The organism is Sporosarcina ureae (genome assembly GCF_029267015.1).
Classification (GTDB): domain Bacteria; phylum Bacillota; class Bacilli; order Bacillales_A; family Planococcaceae; genus Sporosarcina; species Sporosarcina ureae_D.
Genome location: NZ_JARIEA010000050.1, coordinates 1 through 17,203, shown reverse-complemented (window position 1 = coordinate 17,203; position 17,203 = coordinate 1). Strand labels below are relative to the sequence as shown.

The 17,203-nt window shown below is 45.8% G+C and carries 21 protein-coding genes; 3 read left to right on the top strand and 18 right to left on the bottom strand.

The features are described from left to right. On the top strand, positions 1-1,107 hold a 1,107-nt coding region (locus Q7P97_RS08200; RefSeq protein WP_303968735.1), incomplete at its 5' end, for a DEAD/DEAH box helicase. Positions 1,108-1,150: 43 nt separating this feature from the next. On the opposite strand, the gene Q7P97_RS08195 is transcribed toward Q7P97_RS08200, so the two are convergent. Both Q7P97_RS08195 and Q7P97_RS08190 read right to left on the bottom strand, forming a co-directional pair. Next, a complete protein-coding gene (locus Q7P97_RS08195) occupies positions 1,151-1,303 on the bottom strand; it encodes a hypothetical protein (protein WP_303968734.1) in 153 nt (50 codons plus the stop codon). A 335-nt stretch (positions 1,304-1,638) separates the two neighbouring features. Then, a complete protein-coding gene (locus Q7P97_RS08190) occupies positions 1,639-2,043 on the bottom strand; it encodes a single-stranded DNA-binding protein (RefSeq protein WP_303968736.1) in 405 nt (134 codons plus the stop codon). A 253-nt stretch (positions 2,044-2,296) separates the two neighbouring features. On the opposite strand from Q7P97_RS08190, the gene Q7P97_RS08185 reads away from it, so the two are divergent. Next, positions 2,297-2,749, top strand: a complete 453-nt coding sequence (locus Q7P97_RS08185) for a YwpF family protein (protein ID WP_303968733.1) — start codon at positions 2,297-2,299, stop codon at positions 2,747-2,749. 108 nt (positions 2,750-2,857) lie between these two features. Next, positions 2,858-3,265 carry an alanine-zipper protein gene (locus tag Q7P97_RS15565; RefSeq protein ID WP_369684316.1) on the top strand — a complete coding sequence of 136 codons (408 nt, stop codon included), beginning with the start codon at positions 2,858-2,860 and terminating at the stop codon, positions 3,263-3,265. A gap of 100 nt (positions 3,266-3,365) precedes the next feature. Here the strand turns inward: Q7P97_RS15565 and Q7P97_RS08180 are convergent, their stop codons facing one another. The 16 genes from Q7P97_RS08180 to atpA form a co-directional block, all read right to left on the bottom strand. After that, complete coding sequence (locus tag Q7P97_RS08180) at positions 3,366-3,734, bottom strand: hypothetical protein (protein ID WP_303968732.1); 369 nt, start codon at positions 3,732-3,734, stop codon at positions 3,366-3,368. Between the two features lie 90 nt (positions 3,735-3,824). Next, the gene (locus Q7P97_RS08175; RefSeq protein ID WP_303968731.1) at positions 3,825-4,220 is read right to left on the bottom strand and encodes a hypothetical protein; all 396 of its coding nucleotides are present in this window, start codon (positions 4,218-4,220) and stop codon (positions 3,825-3,827) included. A gap of 87 nt (positions 4,221-4,307) precedes the next feature. Further along, on the bottom strand, positions 4,308-4,742 hold the full coding sequence (gene fabZ / locus Q7P97_RS08170) for a 3-hydroxyacyl-ACP dehydratase FabZ (protein ID WP_085428167.1): 435 nt from the start codon (positions 4,740-4,742) through the stop codon (positions 4,308-4,310). A gap of 53 nt (positions 4,743-4,795) precedes the next feature. After that, positions 4,796-5,410, bottom strand: a complete 615-nt coding sequence (locus Q7P97_RS08165) for a DNA-directed RNA polymerase subunit beta (RefSeq protein WP_303968730.1) — start codon at positions 5,408-5,410, stop codon at positions 4,796-4,798. A 23-nt stretch (positions 5,411-5,433) separates the two neighbouring features. Continuing rightward, complete coding sequence (locus tag Q7P97_RS08160; RefSeq protein ID WP_303968729.1) at positions 5,434-6,267, bottom strand: flagellar hook-basal body protein; 834 nt, start codon at positions 6,265-6,267, stop codon at positions 5,434-5,436. Between the two features lie 40 nt (positions 6,268-6,307). After that, positions 6,308-7,132 (bottom strand): flagellar hook-basal body protein, encoded by an 825-nt coding sequence (locus tag Q7P97_RS08155; protein ID WP_303968728.1) that lies wholly within the window; start codon positions 7,130-7,132, stop codon positions 6,308-6,310. A 78-nt stretch (positions 7,133-7,210) separates the two neighbouring features. Next, on the bottom strand, positions 7,211-8,212 hold the full coding sequence (locus tag Q7P97_RS08150) for a rod shape-determining protein (protein WP_303968727.1): 1,002 nt from the start codon (positions 8,210-8,212) through the stop codon (positions 7,211-7,213). Positions 8,213-8,818: 606 nt separating this feature from the next. Further along, positions 8,819-9,091, bottom strand: a complete 273-nt coding sequence (locus tag Q7P97_RS08145) for a sporulation transcriptional regulator SpoIIID (RefSeq protein ID WP_303968726.1) — start codon at positions 9,089-9,091, stop codon at positions 8,819-8,821. 109 nt (positions 9,092-9,200) lie between these two features. Further along, the gene (locus Q7P97_RS08140) at positions 9,201-9,857 is read right to left on the bottom strand and encodes a M23 family metallopeptidase (protein WP_303968725.1); all 657 of its coding nucleotides are present in this window, start codon (positions 9,855-9,857) and stop codon (positions 9,201-9,203) included. Between the two features lie 30 nt (positions 9,858-9,887). Continuing rightward, positions 9,888-10,835, bottom strand: a complete 948-nt coding sequence (gene spoIID, locus Q7P97_RS08135; protein WP_303968724.1) for a stage II sporulation protein D — start codon at positions 10,833-10,835, stop codon at positions 9,888-9,890. Between the two features lie 86 nt (positions 10,836-10,921). Next, the gene (gene murA, locus Q7P97_RS08130) at positions 10,922-12,217 is read right to left on the bottom strand and encodes a UDP-N-acetylglucosamine 1-carboxyvinyltransferase (protein ID WP_303968723.1); all 1,296 of its coding nucleotides are present in this window, start codon (positions 12,215-12,217) and stop codon (positions 10,922-10,924) included. Between the two features lie 486 nt (positions 12,218-12,703). Continuing rightward, on the bottom strand, positions 12,704-12,937 hold the full coding sequence (locus tag Q7P97_RS08125) for a DUF1146 family protein (RefSeq protein ID WP_303968722.1): 234 nt from the start codon (positions 12,935-12,937) through the stop codon (positions 12,704-12,706). A gap of 76 nt (positions 12,938-13,013) precedes the next feature. After that, positions 13,014-13,418 (bottom strand): F0F1 ATP synthase subunit epsilon, encoded by a 405-nt coding sequence (locus tag Q7P97_RS08120; protein ID WP_303968721.1) that lies wholly within the window; start codon positions 13,416-13,418, stop codon positions 13,014-13,016. A gap of 24 nt (positions 13,419-13,442) precedes the next feature. Continuing rightward, complete coding sequence (gene atpD, locus Q7P97_RS08115) at positions 13,443-14,858, bottom strand: F0F1 ATP synthase subunit beta (protein ID WP_303968720.1); 1,416 nt, start codon at positions 14,856-14,858, stop codon at positions 13,443-13,445. Between the two features lie 33 nt (positions 14,859-14,891). Further along, the gene (gene atpG, locus Q7P97_RS08110) at positions 14,892-15,749 is read right to left on the bottom strand and encodes an ATP synthase F1 subunit gamma (RefSeq protein WP_099625048.1); all 858 of its coding nucleotides are present in this window, start codon (positions 15,747-15,749) and stop codon (positions 14,892-14,894) included. 42 nt (positions 15,750-15,791) lie between these two features. Beyond that, positions 15,792-17,203: F0F1 ATP synthase subunit alpha (atpA, locus tag Q7P97_RS08105; RefSeq protein ID WP_303968719.1), on the bottom strand; the 1,412-nt coding region annotated here is incomplete at its 5' end.

The following is a 17,203-nucleotide window of genomic DNA, read 5'->3' as shown; positions in this document are numbered from 1 at the left end:
ACGACATACGGTACCGCCACACAAGATACTGAGATGCTGTCGATGTACGAGTTCGCGAATGTGACGATTGATGAAGCGCAAAATATCAAGAACTTGCAGACGAAGCAGTCACGGGCCATTCGCAAGTTGCGCGGTGGACATCATATCGCCTTGACGGGTACGCCGATCGAGAACCGTTTATCGGAGTTATGGGCTATTTTTGATTTCATTCATAAAGGCTATTTCGGCAGTTTCCGTAAATTCAACGAAGAGTTCATCGTACCGATCGAGCGAGATGATCTCGAAGCGGAGAAACGGAAATTGCGTGCGCGAATCCAGCCGTTCATGATGCGCCGGACGAAGAATGATCCGGAGTTGCGCTTGAACTTGCCAGAGAAGCTCGAGCAAAATGAATATGTACCGCTAACTACTGAGCAAGCCGCATTGTATGAGAGTTTTGTATCGGAGACGAAGTTCAAACTCGAAACACTGACAGGATTTGAGCGCAAAGGCTTGATCTTGAAAATGCTCAGTCGTTTGAAGCAGTTATGTAACCATCCAGCATTATTCCTAAAAGAACCGCCAGCCCCTGCTGCCGAGTTGACGAAGCGTTCCAATAAAATGGCACGGATCGTTTCGATGGCAGCGGAGATTGCGGCGAACGGGGAGCAATGCTTAATCTTCACGCAGTATATTGGCATGGGGCAGATGATCCGTCAGTGCTTGTCTGAATTACATGGAATCGACGTGCCGTTCTTGACGGGCAGTATGCCGAAGGGACAGCGTGATGCATTGGTTGAGGCGTTCCAAAACGGGGAATTCCCGATTTTCATCCTGTCGTTGAAAGCTGGGGGCACCGGCTTGAACTTGACACAGGCGAATCACGTATTGCACGCAGACCGCTGGTGGAATCCGGCTGTGGAGAACCAGGCAACGGATCGTGCGTACCGTATCGGGCAGACCAAATTTGTGCATGTGCATAAATTTGTAACGGTCGGGACAATCGAGGAAAAGATTGACGAGATGCTCGTCGAGAAGGCGGCTTTGTCAGCTGATTTGATTCATTCGAGTCAGTGGTTGACGGAGCTCAATGATCGAGAGCTCGAGGATTTGCTGACGTTTAATTGATTGAGTGAGGCTTGCATCGAACATGATGCAAGTCTTTTTATTGTCATTTGGAGGGGATGAGGAACGGGTTGGTTTTGATGGTTTCGAGGTAGTTGATGCGCTCATTCATGTTGGCGATGATACGGATTAGCTGACCGAGCTGGTCTTCTAAGCGTTCGATATCTTGTTTGTGTACAACGGTAGAAGTAGTTGGCATGGGCTTCTTCCTTTCTATGGGCGGGTATGTATTCCGTCAGTCCGTCTTTTGGAAGTGGTCTCCAGCAAAACGGACGACGGATGAGTTGGCGTAAAATCGATTCAGTTCCTATGCTGAATGTACTCCCGGCATCACAGAGGATCGAGTCCCCACTCGCTCTTGCTTCTGCCGATTGGGTATTGCTAGTTGGCGAATATGCTTGTAGTGTCGTTTCTGTTTTCTCTTTTTTCGTTTCTCTTCAATTGTGTGTTAGCCAATGGATCAGGAGTTGATCAACAGTGGCTGTGTGACGGCGGATCAGCCTTTGTCTCCTCCCCTTTCGTTCTAGGATGGTGTTAGAAAATTGGAAGTGCGGTTTCTGCTGTTTTCGCTTCTTCAAAACGTTTCGGCTCAGTAGATGAATGCGTTTTCATTTCGACGTGTTGAGATTTGGGTGACTTTGACAGGAAGCGGATGTCGTTGCACAGGACTTCTGTGATATACACTTTCGACTGATCTTCCCGCTCGTAGTTCCGAGTTTGAATACTTCCACTGACGCCTATGAGTGATCCTTTGCCGCAGTGACGGACTAGGTTTTCGGCGGATCGCCCCCAAACGGAGCACAGTACGAAATCGGTTGCCACTTCTCCGTTGGCGTTTTTGAAGCTGCGATTGATAGCGAGGACGAACGTGGTGTTGACACGTCCAGATGCATGTTCTTTTAATACGAGGTCTTTGGTGATACGCCCTACTAAAGCCACTTGGTTCAAGAGTTTGTCCCTCCCTTCTTTGTGCTGCCTTTATCGTAATCTACAAAGGGCAGTTCAAGCAAAGTGGCAAAATTGAATTTTGATGCGGTTTTTGCATAGCTTTTTCAATTTTCATTCGATGGAATTTTTGGAGTTTCGTGTGTTGATAGGGTTTGTTGTGGATCCTGTATAAAGCATTATTGAATTTTCGAGTATTGTGAGATTTTTATGCTATACTTGGGAAAATTGTACCGAGGTGATAGGGTTGAAGACGTTTAAGATGATTTCGGTGGAAGTGATGCAGGAGAATGGTGTGCTTGCGTTTCCACTGTATGACGGGATTATCATCAATCAGGAAAACAGTCATCGTTTGTGGGTTCTTGAGTTGTTCATTGATGCCAAGTATAAGGACATTATGGATAAATGGAAGGTTGAGAAGACGTTGCTGACAGTGCGCGTCGTCATTTCGTATCCCGGCAATGAACCCGCTTCGTTCGATGTGGCGGTAGAAGACTGGAGTCAGATTGGCGACCGCATTTCCGTGTTGATGAAGGGTCGTTTGAAGCGCGCTCGTTCGAAATATGCGGAGCATTTGCTTGAGGAGTTGCTGGATGAAGGCTTCGAGGGCGATGCGTTGCTTGAGCAGTTTGAGATGGGCATGTGGGATCGACCGAAGTTGAAGCGTGATACGGATCCTGATGAGAAGACGAAGTTGTGATTTAGTTTTTGTTGGCTGCCCTTTTTGGGGTGGCTTTTTTTGTTTTTTGGGTGGTTTTGGGGTGGTTTTGGGGTGGTTTTGGGTGGGTTGTTAGGGCGGATATGTGTGATGGTTAGAGCGGTTAGCGTGCCGCTTAGAGCGGATAACGCGCTGCTTAGAGCGGATAACGCACCGCTTAGAGCGGATAACGTGCCGCTTAGAGCGGATAGCGCACTGCTTAGAGCGGATAACCCACTGTTTAGAGCGGATAACCCACTGCTTAGAGCGGATAACCCACTGCTTAGAGCGGATAACACGTCGCTTAGAGCGGATAACGCATTGCATAGAGCGGATAGCGCGACGCTTAGAGCGGATAGCGCACCGCTTAGAGCGGATAGCGCGCCACATAGAGCGGATAACGCAACGCATAGAGCGGATAACACACCGCTTAGAGCGGATAACATACCCCATAGAGCGGATAACGCACTACATAGAGCGGATAACGCACCCCATAGAGCGAATCCCCCACTCCAATGAGCACTCCCACACCTTCATTAAGCAAACAAACCACCAACTCCAAACACATAAAAACGACCCAAGCATTCGATATGCAGGGTCGTTTTTATAGTGGATGGAATCATCGTACTTTACGATCTTCGTCGCGTAGAACGCCGTTTGGAGCAGCGTCGTTGCCGTTCATGTTGTTATCGTCGCGTGCACCGCGGTTTTCGTTATTGTCATCAATGAGTTCATCGCGCGTTCTGTCTATCCCTTCACGCGTTTCCTCCATGATGCCATCGCCGTCGCCATTCATGATTCCACGGTCATTGTTGTCATCTAGACCATCAAGATTTGGACCCATACGCTTGTTACCGTTCGGCGTATTGTCGCGTTCCATATCTTGCATCGGCGTTTCGTTGTTGCTTGGAAGTGCGCCGTCGTTCGTGTTACATGCGGTTAGGACGAGTGCAGACGTAAAAACTACCGGCAAAGCTTTTCTGATCATAAAAAAATCCCCTCCTTTTTTACGAGCTATGAACCATACGTATCGGTATGTTCTTCGTTAGCTTGTGCGAAAAGGAGAGAACTATTCGTTTTAATTATTCAACTGGTTAGACGTCGTTTCTAATACGTTTTGAACGTATACAGCTTCTGCTTTACAGCCATAATCGTAATGAGTGTTTAGTTTTTCCTGTAGAATTTCGATTTGCGCGATCTGCTCTTCTGTTGGCGGATCATTGAGGATACGAACTAATACTCCTTCTACACGCTCGGCTAATTCTTTATGGAACTCGGGATCTGCCTTGATGTCATCGGGAATCTTGTCGTACCAAAGCGCTTTGGTCGTTATGTATTCCCGCCAGTTCGCGTAAAATTGTTCGATGTTGTAATCTTCTGCTGACCAGCCGATTTCACTCATGTATTGTTCAAATGATTGCGATATGGAACGAGTGATGCTGCTCTTTATATTCGGAGAAAGCTTCTTTAACATGCTGTAATGTACCCTCCCACTGTATGCCAATATTGGCATTCCAATGATTATTATATCAAATCTTCCGTGTTATGCAAAACGATAGTACTACTCTTGGACCGGTCCTAGTGCGAATGTAATATCTGCTTCACATGCAACTTCGCCTTCTACGGTAGCAACGGCTTTTCCTTTGCCAATCGTTCCGCGCAGGCGAACAATTTCTACTTCGAGACGAAGCGTGTCGCCAGGTGTTACTTGGCGTTTGAAGCGGCAATTATCAATACCTGCGAAAAATGCTAAACGACCTTTATTTTCTTCTTTCTTGAGCAAAGCGACCGCGCCTACTTGGGCAAGTGCTTCTACGATTAAAACGCCTGGCATGACGGGATAGCCAGGAAAATGGCCGTTGAAAAAGTCTTCATTGATGGATACGTTTTTTAATCCGACTGCACGCTTGCCTTCTTCAAGCTCTTCGATGCGATCAACGAGCAGGAATGGATAGCGATGCGGAATGATTTCTTGTATTTGTGTAGCGTTCAGCATGAAATGTGTCTCCTTTATTCCAGAGGTTCTGAAGAGTTCAGACCTTTCTGTACTTATTTACCATTCATGATATCAAAAATATGTTGCCATGTCTCTTTTTTGAAGACGTCGGCTGCCGTGCCGTCACCGATCACACTAAAGCCAACCATCGCCCCTACTGCAGCGGCTAAGACGATCAACACGAGTAAAATCAGCACACGTAGCCAAATCGGAATCATACGGACTTGAACCCAGCGCATTTCACTTACAGGTTTCATAGGTTTTTTAGTGCGCTCCTTGCGTGGCCATTTGGACTGAATCTTTGCCCAGAACGACGCGTTCGTTTCTTCTGATGCAGACCTTTTTTTCACAGGTTCTGTTTCAATCAGTAGTGTGTCTTCTACTTCTTGCTGTGAGACGTCAGGTGCTGTTTCTAGAGCTTCTGGCTCCACAATCGGTTCAGGGTCTTCTGTAACTGCTTCGTCTGTCACAAGTGGTTCTGACAGCGTGACAGCTACTTCGTCCGCTACAGTCGGTACGTCTTGATCTGTTTCTGTCAGTTCGATTGGATCTTCCATTTCCACTGTGCTCTCTGGCTCTACAGGTTCTTTAGTCTTCAACGGTTCAAACGGTTGCACAGGGGAAAGTGGTTCTGTTATTTTTTTGAAATTTGTATGTTTTTCACTCATAGTCAGTACTCCTATTGCACGCGTTAGCGAATGCCATTAATTAAGCCCATCATCTGGTCCGCCATAGTTACGGAACGTGCATTGAATTGATAGGCACGTTGCGTCGAAATCAAATCGGCCATTTCTTTTTCATACTCTACGTTCGATGTTTCCAGTGCTTGATTTTGCAAGCCAATTTGGTTTCGACCCGCTCCGGTCATTTCTGTCAATAAATCATTAGCTGTAAGGCCTAGAGCTGCAAGATCCGTTGGCAAACCGAAGTTCGTTGCCGAAAGTTGAACCATCGAATCCGGTTTTTCAAGAACCGTAACACCAAGATTGAAGTCCTGCGTGCCTTGCGGAGTCGTAACTTGCAATACACCGTTAGGGCGAATTTGATAGTCGGTCGCTTGTCCAGAAAAGACGATAGGACGTCCTGCTGTATCCGCCACAGCTAGTCCTTCTTCATTGACGAGCATATTGTCGCCGTTTGCAGTTGGTGACAAATAGAAATTACCCTTACGCGAGTAAATGATTTCTTCCCCATTGTCCGTTGGCTGAATCAAATTAAAATGTTGTTTCGGTTCCGTCAACGCAAAGTCGAGTTGACGATCCGTTACTTGAACGGATCCGACTTTCCAGTTCATCTGCAAGCTACCAAGATGTGCACCGGTACCCATGCGGATGCCAAGATCTGAACTACGGTCCGCTTTATCAGCTTTGTCGTTATTCATTTGTTGGAATAAAAGTTCCTGGAATGTAGCGTCCGAAGATTTATATCCATGTGTGCCGACGTTCGATAAGTTGTTGCCGATCAAGTCAAGACGTTGTTGCAACTGGTTCATCGTATTCGTGGCGGTGGTCATCGTGCGAATCATAAAAGGTCACGTCCTTTTCGCATGTTTCTATATGTAGTCATTAATTGACTCGTCCTACTTCATTGACCGCTTTTTCCATACTGCGGTCATAGGCTTGAAGAATCTTTTGATTGGCTTCAAATGCACGGTAAGCTGTCAGCATATCCGTCATCGAGCGCGCGGCATCGACGTTGGAATCTTCTAGATACCCTTGTTGCATCGAGTAGGTGCCGCCAGTTGGCAATGCATTGCCGTCCGTTGTCGTGTACAGTCCATTGTCTTGCTTGGACAGTGCATTCGGTCCGTCAGAGTAGGCAATCCCTAGTGTCGCCACTTCCGTTTCCCCTGAGAAAATTACTCCTGAATCCGTCACGCGAATATCGTCACTTGCCAGTTCGATCCGGTTACCCGCATCGTCAAGGACATATAGGCCGGATGGATTGGTCAGGTAGCCTTCTGCGTTGACAGCGAAATTCCCGTTTCGTGTATAGTATTGACCACCATTCTCGCCTTCAAGCGTGAAAAACACAGTTCCTGCAACACCGGTCTCTTCGTCCACTTCCATCGGTCCATCAATTAATGCAATATCGGTCTTTTGTTCAGTCTCCCGCAATTGTCCTTGTGCGAATAAAGGCAAGGTTTCTTGCATATAGACGCCTGTTGATAGTTCGCCTACTTTGGAAAGGTTATTGAAGCTCAAGCCTTTTTCCGTCGGTACGCGCATCGAATCCAATCGGGACATGAACATTTCCGGGAACGCACGAATCGTCGATTGCTCAGCTTTATAGCCTGGCGTGTTGGCGTTGGCGATATTATTGGACAGCATTTCCGTACGACGTTGCTGTGCAATCATGCCTGATCCTACTGTATAAAAACCACGAAACATTTCATTTCACTCCTTCGCATCATCATTTCAGATAAATCGTTCTTTTTAGTATACACTACTTGCCGCTTGCATGGCAGGTCAATTTATGCGTGTTGAGGCTTTGCCCGCTTTGTTCATTAACAGGCCCGTACCTTGCGCAATACAAGTAAGTGGATTTTCCGCAATGAAAACTGGGACTTTCAAATGCTCGGATAATAAGGTGTCGATCCCAGGAAGCAATGCGCCACCACCTATTAAAATGATGCCACGTTGCGCTACGTCTGCTGCGAGCTCCGGTGGCGTTTCTTCCAGTGCGTCTTTTGTTGTCTCGACGATTTTACTGATTGGCACACGTAATGCCTGATGGATCTCTTCGGCCGTCACTTCTATCGTCTTCGGAATACCTGTCGCTAGGTCACTACAGTGCACGTTCATCGCGCTTGGCTTCTGTCCGCCCATTACTACAAGACCGATTTCTTTTTTCACTTGTTCTGCCGTTTTTTCGCCTATATATACATCATGTGTTCTTCGTATATGTTGAATAATGCACTGATCGAAATAAAGGCCACCGATATTCGTAGTTTTAAAGGATACGATTTCTCCCATTGAAAGCACGGAAGCGTCTGTCGTACCGGCACCCAAATCGACTATCATATTGCCTGAAGGTTTAGATATATCAATTCCTGCTCCGATTGCCGCCACTTTCGATTCTTCCTCGATGATGACCTGTTTGGCTCCAGCTCCCATCACTACTTGTTGGATGACGCTTTTTTCTACACGGGTCGTATCCGCTTTACAGCACATCGTAATATGAGGTTTACCACGCAAGCCTTTTCCTTGCGCTTTCTCGAGGAAGTGCTGAATCAATACACGGGCCATATCGAAGTCCGCAATGTTCCCGTCTTTCATTGGGCGTACGATTTGGATATGTTCTGGTGCACGACCAATCATTTGGTTGGCCTCTATACCAAAAGCTATCGGTTCATTCGAACGTTTATCGATCGCCATGATAGCCGGCTCGTTGATGACAAGACCATGGTCCTTCATATATATCAATATATTGGCAGTACCCAAGTCGATCCCAATTTCTTTCGAAAACATCGTGACTGTATCCCCTTCCCCATCCGTCCTGTCTGGTTAAACTCTCTAGCTGTTCATTATATCATATTTCTACTTTATTTGACATCGTTCGAGGGGTTGACATATCAAAAAGTCGCCAGCAAGTTAGCGGCGGCTGAAGAATTATTTAAAGGCAATTGTCACGCGGATGGCGTGGGCGATAGAGCGGATAGGATGACGCATAGAGCACTCGCGGACGTGGATAGAGCGGATAGCGCGGGTGATAGAGCGGATAGGATGACGCTTAGAGCACTCGTGGACGTGGATAGAGCGGATAGCGCGGGTGATAGAGCGGATAAGGCGACGCATAGAGCGCTCGCGGACCAGGATAGAGCGGATGGCGCGGGCGTTAGAGCGGATAGGAAGACGCATAGAGCACTCGCGGACGTGGATAGAGCGGATGGCGCGGGCGATAGAGCGGATAGGATGACGCATAGAGCACTCGCGGACGTGGATAGAGCGGATGGCTAGCAGCATTGAAACACAACCAAACAAAAGCTACCCAGATACACGATCATCTGGATAGCTGCTCATGATTTCAGGCTGCTTGTATGGGTACAGTACATTACTGCTTCATTTTCAGTGTGGCTAGGCATCTGCTTTTTGTGCTTCGGTTTCATTTTTCCATTTTTGACGGGTGGCTTCTCCTCCGCGCAAGTGGCGGATGGATTTATGATAAGCCAAAATTTCTGCGACTTTCCGCGACAAGCATGGATCTACATTCGGTAGTCGTTCCGTTAAGTCTTTGTGGACCGTACTTTTGGAGTAGCCGGTCGCATTGGCTAGCGCGCGCACTGTCAAGTTGGTCTCGATCAGTAGCTTGCCCAGTCGTACGCAGCGTTTTCTAATTTGCTCGTGCACGCTCTCTTCCTTTCTCTATTCACTCCTTTGACTAATGTAGTGTATGCGAACGTGTGTCAACATATGAAAAAAGCCATTCCAGGGGGTGGAATGGCTTGGATGCTACTTATTAAAATGCTAGGAAATCATGTGGATTCACGGCAACTCCGTCTTGCTGGATTTCGAATTGCAAGTGGATGCCTGCTTCAGGATTCCATTCATTCTGCGTCGTTGTCGCGAGCACTTGCCCTTGTTGGACCGTGTCGCCTTCTTTCACAAGTACACCTGTTAACGAACCATAGATCGTTGTCTTACCGTCCGCGTGTTTCAAACGGATTTCTGTTCCTTTGAATGAGTCCACGATGACTTCTTCGACTGTTCCGCTCATGGCCGCTACGGCTTCGAACGGTTCACCGTCCATCGATAAAGAAAGTCCTTTGCTGGTGACGTACGTCTGGTTGAATACGAGTAGTGCTTTCTCACGCACGGCTTCGTCTGCTTCTGCATCATAAAATTCTTGTAAGATGGCGACTGAATCTACTTTTGCTTCATCGAATGGATACTTCAGTGTTTCCTTTGATGCATTTGTTTCTACCGTGACATTTTCTTTTGGCTGGTCTACTTTTGCAACTTCCGACGGGGCAGATTCTTCCGTCGTCAATGCGGTGTATCCCCATACCATGCCGATGAATAAAAGCGCTACGCTCGTATAAATGGCAGGCCAGAACCAGCCGTTCTTCGTTTTCTTGTTCTCCTGAGAAGGGGCCTTTGGTTTTTCTTCTCGCATGTTCATCACCTCACTTGCATTCTTTGCAAGTTACGGGGATTTTAAACATCGATCTTCAGGTAAATTTATTTTTTGTATTTTTGTACCTGTATAATAGTGCGACAGAATTTGATCGGCAGTCCATCCTTTTTGTGCGAAAGCTTCCGCACCATACTGACTCATCCCGACGCCATGGCCATAACCAACGGTCGTAATATGGACGATTTGATTGTTGACATCATAGGCGATGTTGAAATCGGTGGAGGCCAAATGAAGTTTTTCTCGGATTTGTCGTCCGCTCGTTTCATAGGGTCCTGCGATGATTTTCTGAACACGTCCCGTTTGATTGCGCACGAGTTGTAGTTCGCGGAATTGGTTAGCATTCCAATTGAAACCGAGTTTACGATTCCATTCTGTCAATGTTAATTCTTGCTTGCGCTCTACGGTTGGCGCAACATCTTCTTCACCTGGACTATCTACACTTTGTAAATATTCTACCGGATTACCGCTGAAGTTTTGCGCGGCTTCTGTTTTGCCATTAGATGTAGAGAAAAACATGGCAGATATAATTTCTTCTCCATATACAATAATTTCACCTTCAGTTGCTTCAGCTGCTTGGCGGACTTTCTTTTCATTGTCTTTGAATGACTTGCCCCAGCGTTCTTTGCGTTCTGCTTCTGTACGATATACTTGCGCAGAGACGTCTTTGGCAATAGGCTTGACCCCTTTATCCGTGTTTCTAGCCGCATAGGTGCGAGCAGCAATCACTTGCGCCTTCAATGCTTCCGGATGAAAATCAGCAGGCATCTCTCCCGCTACGACCCCGACAACATATTCTTCTAACGGAATCGGCTCGTCCACACCTATGACCGTAATCAACACATCGCAGTACTTCTCCTCTCGTTGTTCTACCAGTTTCAACTCTGGCGCTTGTCTTACAAGAATAGGAATAATAAATAATGTGAAAATAATGAATAAAACGAGTAGTTTTTTGTACATACTAGACTATATGTTAGCGGACAATCGTGTATTCATCGTAAAAATTGAAAAAACCATGAACAGTAAACTGTCCATGGTCTTGAAAATTATGCTAGTTGAGATTCTGTAACTTCTTGTTCAGTAGAGACACGTGTTATGTCTGCGCCTAGGGCTTTGAGCTTCTTGTCAAAGTCCACATAACCGCGATCTAAGTGAACCAATTCCGTCACACGTGTAATACCTTCTGCTACGAGTCCGGCTAGGATGAGTGATGCAGCGGCACGCAAGTCTGTGGCTGCGACTTCCGCTCCCTGGATTTTTGAAGGTCCTGAAACAATAACAGAACGTCCTTCAATTTTTACGTCTGCGTTCATACGGCGGAATTCTTCCACGTGCATGAAGCGATTTTCAAATACAGTTTCGGTCAACACACCGATACCGGTAGCTGTTAACATCAATGCCATCATTTGTGATTGCATATCTGTAGGGAAACCTGGATGCGGCATCGTCTTCAAATCGACTGCCTTAAGTGGGTGTTTCGCTGTGATCCGAATCCCTTCATCCAATTCTGTGATGACTACGCCCATTTCAGTTAACTTTGAAATTAAAGCAGTCGAGTGTTCAGGAACTGCATTTTCAATCGTGACGTCTCCGCCTGTGATTGCTGCAGCTACCATGAATGTCCCTGCTTCGATACGATCCGGTATAATATGGTGAGTGGATGCATACATTGTTGTTACACCTTCAATACGAATATTATCCGTACCTGCACCTACTACTTTACCGCCCATTTCATTAATGAAATTCGCCAAGTCGACGATTTCAGGTTCTTTCGCAGCGTTCTCGATGATCGTTGTACCTTCAGCGAGAGCAGCAGCTGTCATAATGTTTTCTGTTGCGCCTACGCTTGGGAAGTCCAAGTAGATTTTTGCACCTTTTAATCGGCCATCTACTTTCGCTTCGACATGTCCATGTCCAAATGAAATTTCCGCTCCCATTGCTTCGAAGCCTTTCAAATGTTGATCGATAGGTCTTGAACCGATTGCACAGCCGCCTGGTAATGCGACACGTGCGAATCCGTTACGCGCCAGTAACGGTCCCATTACTAAAATGGATGCGCGCATTTTACGTACAAATTCAAATTGTGCTTCGTCTGCCAGTCTTCCACGTGAATCTACGATGACTTCCCCGTTTTCCGGATCATGCGTGATCTTTGCGTTTAAACTTTTTAGCACTTCATTGATTGTCCGAACATCCGATAGGTTAGGAACATCACGAATGACGTTCACTCCTTCAGATGCCAATAAAGCAGCAGCCAAGATCGGTAATACCGCGTTCTTCGCACCTTCTACACGTACGTTCCCTTTTAAAGTCCGTCCGCCGTTAATAATAATTTTTTCCACCAATAGCCCCTCCGAGTCCAATTTATCCTTCATCCACAGCCTATTATCAAAAATCGTCTATAAACATTTTCATTGTTGATGCCTAGTCATTTGTCAGTTTCCAAATTTAACATATAAAACATCTACTATTGTACCTTGTAATACCTTACTAAACAAGTAACTTCCGGCGCAGTTTTGTGATATTTCTTGCGTGATGTAGTATATGTTTTAATCTGACACAATGTGATTACAAATGACTCATTTATTTAGCCACATTACTGCTAATACCCGTTAATCCTACATTTTACACTTGTTTGCAGTTATTTTTATTACATGAATATTACAGAGTTGTGGCGGGAAACGCGAACTTTGATACGTGTTTGCAATTTAAAGCTTCATTAACAGATGTAAAAAAACAAATCTAATTCACAATCAGCCTGTTTTAATTTCCTTCAGCTAGAGTTCTGATTTCCGTTATGAGGCTAGTAGAGCTTCAGCTGAAGGAAATCAAAACCAGGTTGCCCATCTTCCTGACCAATAGGATATGTCTAAAAAGAATTTTGATACGGTGGAGCCAATAGCAATACTTAGCAAAATAAACAAAAGTTGTGTTTGGAATACACGATTTTTTCGTATGATATTTTCTGGCAGGATAGCTTGTAGTGCAAAGAAGCTAACGCCGATGAAGAAGATATGCGATACCATCGCAAGTAATGGATTGCTGCCTAGCATGCTGTCCATAGTTTCCACTCCTTTTTCTTGAATATAGAGAAAATGGACGGACAGAGGTTGTCTGTCCGTCCATTTCACTTATAAATTAAATACGCTGTTCATACACTTGCATGCGGTTGATCGCACGTTTCAAATCAAGCTCGTGTAAGTTATGGGAAAGGTCATCAGTTTTTTTCTGAAGATCTTGCTCAGCTTTTTCAGCAGCTTTCTTTGCACGTGCGATATCAATGGACTCAGCCAGTTCCGCACTCTGTGCCAATACAGTGACCACTTCAGGACGGACCTCGATGAAGCCTCCGTGGACTGCGACTGTTACTGTTTTGCCATCTGTCTTTAGGCGAAGTGCACCAATTTGAAGTGGTGCGACCATTGCGATGTGACCGGGTAAAACCCCGATCTCACCAGCTTCGGTAACTGCTATCACCATGTTCGCATCCATTTCAACAACAGGGCCGTCGGGAGTGACGATATTCACTTTGATTTTACTCATTTTTTTCCCTCCTGGTCCCTTTTCTTAGACTTCTACACCCATAGCTTTTGCTTTTGCGATTACTTCTTCGATGCGTCCAACTAAACGGAAAGCATCTTCCGGCAAGTGATCATACTTACCTTCTAGAATTTCAGCAAAGCCTTTGATTGTTTCAGCAACTGGAACGTAAGAACCTTTTTGTCCTGTAAACTGCTCAGCTACGTGGAAGTTTTGTGACAAGAAGAACTGAATACGACGAGCGCGATCAACGATCTGCTTGTCATCTTCATCCAACTCGTCCATACCTAAGATTGCGATGATATCTTGCAATTCACGGTATCGTTGAAGAGTTGTTTGTACTTCACGCGCTACACGGTAGTGTTCCGGTCCAACGATTTCTGCACTCAATGCACGTGAAGAAGAAGCTAGTGGATCCACAGCTGGGTAGATACCCATCTCTGAAAGTTTACGCTCCAAGTTCGTTGTTGCATCTAAGTGAGCGAAAGTTGTTGCCGGAGCTGGATCCGTATAGTCATCCGCTGGTACGTAGATTGCTTGGATCGATGTAACCGATCCTTTATTTGTAGAAGTGATTCGCTCTTGTAACTGACCCATTTCAGTTGCCAATGTCGGCTGGTAACCAACCGCTGATGGCATACGACCTAGTAGGGCAGAAACTTCAGAACCTGCTTGTGTAAAGCGGAAGATGTTATCGATGAACAATAGAACGTCTTGTCCTTGCTCATCACGGAAATATTCAGCCATAGTCAAGCCAGAAAGTGCTACACGCATACGTGCGCCTGGTGGCTCGTTCATTTGACCGAAGACCATTGCCGTTTTCTTGATAACGCCTGAATCAGTCATTTCAAAGTACAAGTCATTTCCTTCACGAGTACGCTCTCCAACACCAGCGAATACGGAGATACCACCGTGTTCTTGTGCGATGTTGTTGATTAATTCCTGAATTAGAACTGTTTTACCAACTCCAGCACCACCGAAGAGTCCAATTTTACCACCCTTGATGTATGGTGCAAGCAAGTCAACTACTTTAATTCCAGTTTCAAGAATTTCTACCTCTGTAGAAAGGAATTCGAATGTTGGTGCAGAACGGTGAATTGGGTCACGTTGTGAATCAGCAGGAACTGGCTCACGCAGGTCAATTTCCTCACCTAGTACGTTAAATACACGTCCGAGTGTAACGTCGCCGACTGGAACAGAAATTGGTGCGCCTGTATTAATTACTGACGTACCGCGTTTCAGACCATCTGTCGAGGACATCGCAATCGTACGAACTGCATCATCACCAAGGTGAAGTGCTACTTCTAAAGTCAATACTTCGACCACTCCGTTGGAACGATCGATATTAACCTTCAATGCGTTATAGATCGCTGGAAGTTGTCCGTTTTCAAACTTTACGTCGACAACCGGACCCATAACTTGAAGAATATGTCCATTACTCATGCTTTTCCCTCCTGTCTTACTGTTTCAAATCTATTATTCGAGTGCTGCTACGCCGGCTACGATCTCAGTAATTTCCTGAGTGATCGCTGCTTGACGAGCGCGGTTAAATTGTAATGTTAACGAATCGATTAGATCAGACGCATTGTCTGTCGCCGTCTTCATCGCTGTCATACTGGAAGCATGTTCGCTCGCTTTTCCATCAAGTACTGCTCCATAAATGAGACTCTCCGTGTATTGTGGGAGAAGTGTTTCGAGAATCGCTTCTGCTGAAGGCTCGAACTCATAAGATGAATTAGCTGAACCTGATGAAATATCTGTGAGTGGAAGCAATTTACGTTCAGTTGCTTCGTTGGAGATGGCGGAGATGAAGTGGTTGTAATACAAGAACACTTCATCATAAACGCCTTCTGTGAACATGCCAACAGCCCGATTCGCGATATCTTTTACTTCTTCAAAACGAGGGTGATCCGAAAGTCCGATCAGGCTTTCTTCGATCTGGTAACCCAGACGGCCGAAGAATTCATAGCCTTTACGACCGATCGCGATAATGACCACTTCATCTTTCGATTTATGGCGTTGTTCGATTGCACGGGTAACTGCACGGAAAATGTGCGCGTTGTATCCACCAACTAGACCACGGTCAGAAGTAACTACGATGTACGCAGACTTCTTAACGGGACGTGCTGTTAATAGAGGATGTCCGGAATCTTTCGTTACGGCTGCAATGGCACCAACTACTTCTTCTACTTTATCCATGTAAGGTACGAATTTCTTCGCATTCACTTCTGCACGGTTTAGTTTTGAAGCAGATACCATTTGCATCGCTCTCGTGATTTGACTCGTCTTTTTTGTTGAAGCAATACGGCTTTCTATCTCGCGTAAGGACGCCACTGGCTATTCACCACCTTTATTTTAAGATCCATTCAAGGAATATTACGCTTCAGAAACTACGAAATTTTTCTTGAATTCGTTGAACGCTGCGCTCATTACGTCATCAGCTGGAAGATCTTTCGTTGTACGGATATGATCATACACTTCCGTATGGTTGGATTCTAACCAGCTAGTGATTTCACTTTCAAAACGCAATACGTCTTTTACTGGAATATCGTCGAGGTAACCGCGTGTCAGTGCATATAGACTGATAACTTGGTATTCGACTTTCAACGGCTTGTTCAAGTCCTGCTTCAAGATTTCAACTGTGCGGTGACCGCGGTCCAGTTTCGCTCTTGTCGTAGGGTCTAGATCCGAACCGAATTGTGAGAATGCTTCTAGTTCACGGAATGCTGCCAAGTCCAAACGAAGTGTACCGGCAACTTTCTTCATTGCTTTAATTTGCGCTGATCCACCAACACGGGATACGGAAAGACCGGCGTTGATCGCTGGACGTACACCTGAGAAGAATAGGTCAGACTGCAAGAAGATTTGTCCGTCTGTAATAGAAATTACGTTTGTTGGAATGTAAGCGGAGATATCTCCTGCTTGTGTCTCAACGAACGGCAATGCTGTGATAGATCCTGCTCCTAGATCGTCATTCAACTTCGCAGCACGCTCAAGTAAACGGCTGTGTAGATAGAAGACATCACCTGGATATGCTTCACGACCTGGAGGACGACGAAGTAGCAAGGAAAGTTCACGGTAAGCTGCTGCTTGTTTAGATAGATCATCATAAACGATTAGCACGTGCTTGCCTGCGAACATGAATTCTTCTGCCATCGAAATACCTGTATATGGTGCCAAGAAAAGCATTGGCGACGGGCTTGATGCAGATGCTGTTACTACGATTGTGTAGTCGAGTGCACCGTTTCTGCGTAGAGTTTCAACAACCCCACGAACAGTAGATTCTTTTTGACCGATTGCAACATAGATACAGATCATGTCTTGGTCAGCTTGGTTTAGGATTGCGTCAATCGCAACAGTAGTTTTACCTGTTTGACGGTCACCGATGATTAATTCACGTTGTCCACGGCCAATCGGAACTAGAGCGTCAATCGCTTTGATTCCTGTTTGTAGTGGTTCGTGAACTGATTTACGCGCCATAACCCCTTGTGCAGGGCTTTCGATAGGACGAGTTTTTGTTGTGTTGATTGGACCAAGTCCATCAACTGGTTGTCCAAGTGAATTGACGACACGGCCGATCAATTCTTCTCCGACTGGTACTTCCATAATACGGCCTGTACGACGAACTTCATCGCCTTCTTTAATGTCTGTGTATGGCCCAAGGATAACGATACCTACGTTGTTCGCTTCCAAGTTTTGTGCCAGACCCATTACGCCGGTAGAGAACTCAAGAAGTTCCCCCGCCATGACATTGTCGAGGCCATGAGCAAGTGCGATACCGTCACCTA

What these genes read in the sequence shown, in the direction of transcription:
- atpD (WP_303968720.1), bottom strand. Translation starts at nt 14,858, where the DNA reads ATGAGTAATGGACATATTCTTCAAGTTATGGGTCCGGTTGTCGACGTA.
- Q7P97_RS08180 (WP_303968732.1), bottom strand. Translation starts at nt 3,734, where the DNA reads ATGATCAGAAAAGCTTTGCCGGTAGTTTTTACGTCTGCACTCGTCCTA.
- Q7P97_RS08160 (WP_303968729.1), bottom strand. Translation starts at nt 6,267, where the DNA reads ATGATTCGCACGATGACCACCGCCACGAATACGATGAACCAGTTGCAA.
- fabZ (WP_085428167.1), bottom strand. Translation starts at nt 4,742, where the DNA reads ATGCTGAACGCTACACAAATACAAGAAATCATTCCGCATCGCTATCCA.
- Q7P97_RS08140 (WP_303968725.1), bottom strand. Translation starts at nt 9,857, where the DNA reads ATGCGAGAAGAAAAACCAAAGGCCCCTTCTCAGGAGAACAAGAAAACG.
- Q7P97_RS08155 (WP_303968728.1), bottom strand. Translation starts at nt 7,132, where the DNA reads ATGTTTCGTGGTTTTTATACAGTAGGATCAGGCATGATTGCACAGCAA.
- Q7P97_RS08120 (WP_303968721.1), bottom strand. Translation starts at nt 13,418, where the DNA reads ATGAGTAAAATCAAAGTGAATATCGTCACTCCCGACGGCCCTGTTGTT.
- Q7P97_RS08150 (WP_303968727.1), bottom strand. Translation starts at nt 8,212, where the DNA reads ATGTTTTCGAAAGAAATTGGGATCGACTTGGGTACTGCCAATATATTG.
- Q7P97_RS08165 (WP_303968730.1), bottom strand. Translation starts at nt 5,410, where the DNA reads ATGAGTGAAAAACATACAAATTTCAAAAAAATAACAGAACCACTTTCC.
- Q7P97_RS08125 (WP_303968722.1), bottom strand. Translation starts at nt 12,937, where the DNA reads ATGGACAGCATGCTAGGCAGCAATCCATTACTTGCGATGGTATCGCAT.
- Q7P97_RS08195 (WP_303968734.1), bottom strand. Translation starts at nt 1,303, where the DNA reads ATGCCAACTACTTCTACCGTTGTACACAAACAAGATATCGAACGCTTA.
- Q7P97_RS08175 (WP_303968731.1), bottom strand. Translation starts at nt 4,220, where the DNA reads ATGTTAAAGAAGCTTTCTCCGAATATAAAGAGCAGCATCACTCGTTCC.
- Q7P97_RS15565 (WP_369684316.1), top strand. Translation starts at nt 2,858, where the DNA reads ATGGTTAGAGCGGTTAGCGTGCCGCTTAGAGCGGATAACGCGCTGCTT.
- spoIID (WP_303968724.1), bottom strand. Translation starts at nt 10,835, where the DNA reads ATGTACAAAAAACTACTCGTTTTATTCATTATTTTCACATTATTTATT.